The 4,450-nt window shown below is 43.5% G+C and carries 6 protein-coding genes; 2 read left to right on the forward strand and 4 right to left on the reverse strand.

Going from position 1 to position 4,450, the window contains the following annotated elements:
- Positions 1–201 (reverse strand): metal-dependent hydrolase (locus Q7V21_RS15615; RefSeq protein ID WP_304895293.1); only part of this gene is annotated, 201 nt, incomplete at its 3' end.
- Positions 202–691: 490 nt separating this feature from the next.
- On the opposite strand from Q7V21_RS15615, the gene Q7V21_RS15620 reads away from it, so the two are divergent.
- Positions 692–1,093 carry a hypothetical protein gene (locus tag Q7V21_RS15620; RefSeq protein WP_304918158.1) on the forward strand — a complete coding sequence of 134 codons (402 nt, stop codon included), beginning with the start codon at positions 692–694 and terminating at the stop codon, positions 1,091–1,093.
- Between the two features lie 319 nt (positions 1,094–1,412).
- Here the strand turns inward: Q7V21_RS15620 and Q7V21_RS15625 are convergent, their stop codons facing one another.
- Both Q7V21_RS15625 and Q7V21_RS15630 read right to left on the reverse strand, forming a co-directional pair.
- A complete protein-coding gene (locus tag Q7V21_RS15625; protein ID WP_304918159.1) occupies positions 1,413–1,907 on the reverse strand; it encodes a hypothetical protein in 495 nt (164 codons plus the stop codon).
- A complete protein-coding gene (locus Q7V21_RS15630; protein ID WP_304918160.1) occupies positions 1,904–2,413 on the reverse strand; it encodes a DUF6398 domain-containing protein in 510 nt (169 codons plus the stop codon). The genes Q7V21_RS15625 and Q7V21_RS15630 overlap by 4 nt, the downstream gene beginning before the upstream one ends.
- 597 nt (positions 2,414–3,010) lie before the next feature.
- Here Q7V21_RS15630 and Q7V21_RS15635 point away from each other — a divergent pair.
- Positions 3,011–3,349 (forward strand): hypothetical protein, encoded by a 339-nt coding sequence (locus Q7V21_RS15635; protein WP_304918161.1) that lies wholly within the window; start codon positions 3,011–3,013, stop codon positions 3,347–3,349.
- Between the two features lie 256 nt (positions 3,350–3,605).
- Here the strand turns inward: Q7V21_RS15635 and Q7V21_RS15640 are convergent, their stop codons facing one another.
- On the reverse strand, positions 3,606–4,334 hold the full coding sequence (locus Q7V21_RS15640) for an N-formylglutamate amidohydrolase (RefSeq protein WP_304918162.1): 729 nt from the start codon (positions 4,332–4,334) through the stop codon (positions 3,606–3,608).
- Positions 4,335–4,450 lie beyond the last annotated feature (116 nt).

The raw sequence follows: 4,450 nt of genomic DNA on the forward strand, positions 1-4,450 counted from the left end.
GGCAAACACCAACGAATGCGTAAAACCCCGATGTCCCCATTGCGAACCATAAGGGATGCCGAATTTGAAGCCAATGATATCAATATCGGGGAAAACAGCGCATACCGCAGCCAACAAAAACAGCTTTAAATTGAGCGTTTCACTTTTGAAACAGGCATACAGGACGGCCGGAACCGCAATATGGGAAAATACCGATGCCATTCATTGTCCTTGGTAAGTTTTCATTTAGGTTCAAACTGTTCCTTTTAGTCTTTGCCCTATCAGCTATCCCCAATGGGACCTCAATGATAACCCAAAAGCCCCATGATTGCCTTTCCCAATAGCCGGAACCAAAAGGATGACCCCTCTTGGGCAATCTGTTAAAAATCGACTTGAAAAAACTCTATTCGATCATGGAAGAATGGGCTGTCGTCTATGGTGATATTTTTTATGAATTCTTGTTAATGGCAAATAAATAGGGATTACCGCCCGATAGTGGTCACTCATAAATTTCATTTTATTAGGAAAAAATGGACGAATATCAACTCGTTGCGAGCTATAGTTTCGTGTGATTTAATGACTGTAAATTTACGATTACCTGCTATTAGCTCGTTTCACCGATGATATACAGAAGGAAAAATTGTATGCTAATCAATAAATTATCTCGTAGACGAGTATCTTTCGCTAGATATACAGTTAACCGTCTAATTCCATGTTAGCCATCATGAACTTGCCGTATTCGGAAGCAAAGTCGGTTCTACTCGACATCCTCATCCGCGAGGCTGAGTTGCATGAGTCCGGGCGCTATGGCGAACTTGGCGCAAACTATGACGAAGTCGACCAAAAGCTTCCTCACAATGGTGGCCCCGAATTTGGAAAGTTGCTTCTTGCACTTGAGTTTTGGACTGGCTGGCTCGATTCGGCCGGACACGACTGGCTCTTCTACGAGCCAATTCGCGAAAGCGACTGGCCAATCTTGGCCCGCGCTATCGAACGTAACCTCGAGGCAGATCGAGAGCCAACTGATCCAGTGTTACTCAAACACTTTGCACCAAGACCCAAAAGGCCATCTTTATTTTCCCGAGTTCGCGCTCTATTTGGAGGAGAGAACTGATGGCTAACAAATCATTCCAGCGGACCGTCAAAAAGCTGCGCTTTTTGCCGCCCGCTGAATTCAAACGTTGTACGTCATAGGAGTGAACATGCCTCATTTGTCTCTAAGTGACATCTTTCAGGCCGCATCCCTGTCGCAGCTTGCAATTGTGTTCGGGCACATAGGCTTTAATCAAATGCGACAGCGTTGGGTTGTTCGGCGACAACTATCTTGACCGGACAGTCAGCCAAATCCAGACTTGGCGAACTGGAAATCTACAAAGCAGCCATTGGCGCCTTACCAGTAACCCTAACCACCAGATTCATAATGTACATTTAGCTTATGAAACCAATCGGGCTGAAGCAATACAGTTTACAAAGGTCATTGCAGCAATGATCAGGTTTTTATCACTTTCTTCGGGTTTAATGCGCTTTAACCAACTCTCTGTTTCAGCTTGAACATAAGCCAGTAAAGCAATTTCGTGATGTCCTTCGGCATACTGTTGAATTGACTGGTTTTGAAGCGAGTTACCCAAATCATTGGCGAAATTGACTGTCGCCACGAAGCGATTCATTTGCCGATCAATTTCATCTTCAGTAATTTTCGACCATTTCAAGCCAGAATCCTTCATAGCCTGGAAACAAGTCAGCAAGATGGTTAACAGAAAATCTATCTTCTCAAGAGAAACACCGAATTTTTGTTGAACCAATACCAAACCCAACATGTGGGGCTGATTCTGATAAATTTCATCGAGTAGTAATTCTTTTTGTCGAAAATCCATTGCCTGAATTTTCAATGTTGCGACTTTCAAAGTATCAATAGAGATGCGACTCATTTTTCCACCTTTGCTGGTATAAAAGGAATCAATCCCTGTTCGTAGGCTGCTTGTTGTAATTCAGGCGATTCATACCGAATATCAACAATCAAACCATTGACCTGCAACATCCACACTACGGGGTTATCAGCAAGACGGCTGGGAAGAGTCCATTCCGGTGACATAGGCCCCATTTTTAATAGTTCGCGAATTTCCTTTGATTTATTTTGACCCGTGGATTCCGCAACTCCAAAAAATTCATAAATTACTTTCGGCTTGCAGTGTGGCGATTGACTGGAATCATCTAGAAAATTGATACGGCCAATAGCGTGAACCGCAGCGGCAGCCCAAACATTGTCTCTACCCTTTAGAAGTGGCGATGGTCGCTTCCTAGCCAAAGCGGCAACAGCACGACGGATCATTGACCGATATTCATCGTTCAAATGCTGTTCACAGAACGAATCCGTTAAAGTAGTGATAGCGGCAAATTTATCTGCCATGGATTTCGGAATTTTTTCAGTCGTCATGAGGAGGATATGAGTGGATAAATAGCCGGTTGGATGACTACGAAATAGCCATCATTTTTCATTCGCATGATAGTACAAATTCCCAAAAAGCTGGATCACCATAAAATCTGAATTTGCCTGACTGGCTGGTTTGGAGAAACGCGACCAGCAAGAATGGGTCGCCAAAGGACCGTCTTCTCTTCAGATTCATCGATGGAAAGTGGTTACTGAGCGTCCTATTACTTAAAGCTGCCAGTCGTCAAAAAGTGCAGCCGACCCAATCCTGCCGCACCTTCAATATTTCCAAATGATAAATTCTTTCCATAAAGCGGACAGTCACGAATGCGCTATCTCAATTGGTGTACTTAGAGAAGGCAGAATTGCTGCCGATAGTGCCACCCGATCGTCTGAGTCATTCTTCTGCGGGGTACGTGATATAACGGTGTGCCGCACGGAAACCAACTCGTGGTGGTGGCTTTTCCAAACCAAGGCCTTGGCTATGGTGGTTAAAACTCAGCAGTCACAACGCAGAAGAACGCATTTGATAGAGCAACTGAATCAAACTAGAGACTCAACGGTTATAATTAGATGTAACCATATATTATATTTGGAATAATCATGAAATTGAGGACTGATGCAATTGGCCATTTTGACATGCCGACAGAAGATAACATCCGCGCGGCCTTCGCCTCTTCAGTCAATGGAGATCTCATTAAATTGATGTCTGATGACGAGCATTATCTCAGTATTTGGTTCGGACAACCCAGCATAGGTCATTCCCTAACATTTAAATCGGGACCATGGAAGCTTGATTGTGCACAAAAACAATCGTCCGAAATGGTTGTCAATCTGATGCTTAAGTATTTGCTTGGTGACTTATTGCCTTTAAAAAAACTTCAATGGAATCGCCCTTTGGATCAAGTTTTTCTTGATAACATCGGAAAACTTCAAGAATAGACGCGTCAACGCATTAAGTTGGACAATACCACCAACGCTAAAGGTTCTTCTGTCTAATACGGTGATTTTTGGGTATGTGGGTGTCAGTTGTTTACTCATCTTCCGACACTAGAAAAATCCTGTGTTGGTCTGCTTTTGGTCGTAATGCAAAGTTTTGCATACGACCATTGGCCAAAAAGAACAATTCACCAGCGAAAGACCGGTCAAATTTCAAGCAGTTTTCCAGGCAAGACAATTATTGATTGGTATCAACTGTTCATATTTTCTCGTACTTTTCGCCCCAATTCCTAACAGCATTGTCAATGCATTGGCGAATCTTAGTTGCAATGACTTCGTAAGCCTCATTGCGCTCACCTGTCGCTTCATCAAGGTATAGCCTTCGGTTAACTTCGATCATAATTGATTGGACTCGTTTATCTGTCTTGTAGAAGTCCATTGGAACTATAGCGCCGGCAAAAGGGGCGTTCAGCCTGGTATCGAATCCTGCCTCTGTAAATGCTTTGTTGAAGGCAACTTCCACTGCTGGTGAAGTATGGAAATCATCAGTACCAATGCAAATCTGTGGACGATTTGGGTTCTGATCTGTTTCATAAGGCAGTGGCACAGAAGGAAAGCTATGAGCATCGATCACTAAGACATGATCATGCCGCTCAAGGCATTTTTGTACCGTTAGGGTTAACTTATTATGGTGGGGCCGGTACCAGGTATCAATTAATTGCTGGCGTTCGCTTGCATCAATGGGTTTGCGCAACAATTTACCCTCAGAGGTTCGATTGTAAACGACTCCCATTCCTCGAACGGCCATGGGTTCAAGATGATCATCCTCAAACCGTTCAACATCCAATACCAAGCGACTGACGGGTGACCTCACGACTTGGCTCTGCTTAACGCCCTTTGTAAAAAGGTCCAGAGTGAAGTGATCAGTCATCTTGATGATTTCAGCTTGCAGATCATCATCTCCTAGGAGCCTGTCCGAGAATAGCATAGAGAGAAGGATTATTTTTTCGAAAAAGCATTAGAATATTCGAATATTTATATGTTATGCCGGAGTTTTGTAACTTTTTACGTATAAACTGGCCTCTTATCTTGCTAATCCCCCTT

The organism is Methylophaga sp. (assembly GCF_030651745.1).

Bases quoted from the DNA above. Each gene is read 5' to 3' on its own strand.
- Q7V21_RS15620 (WP_304918158.1), top strand. From the start codon at position 692: ATGTTAGCCATCATGAACTTGCCGTATTCGGAAGCAAAGTCGGTTCTA.
- Q7V21_RS15625 (WP_304918159.1), bottom strand. From the start codon at position 1,907: ATGAGTCGCATCTCTATTGATACTTTGAAAGTCGCAACATTGAAAATT.
- Q7V21_RS15630 (WP_304918160.1), bottom strand. From the start codon at position 2,413: ATGACGACTGAAAAAATTCCGAAATCCATGGCAGATAAATTTGCCGCT.
- Q7V21_RS15635 (WP_304918161.1), top strand. From the start codon at position 3,011: ATGAAATTGAGGACTGATGCAATTGGCCATTTTGACATGCCGACAGAA.
- Q7V21_RS15640 (WP_304918162.1), bottom strand. From the start codon at position 4,334: ATGCTATTCTCGGACAGGCTCCTAGGAGATGATGATCTGCAAGCTGAA.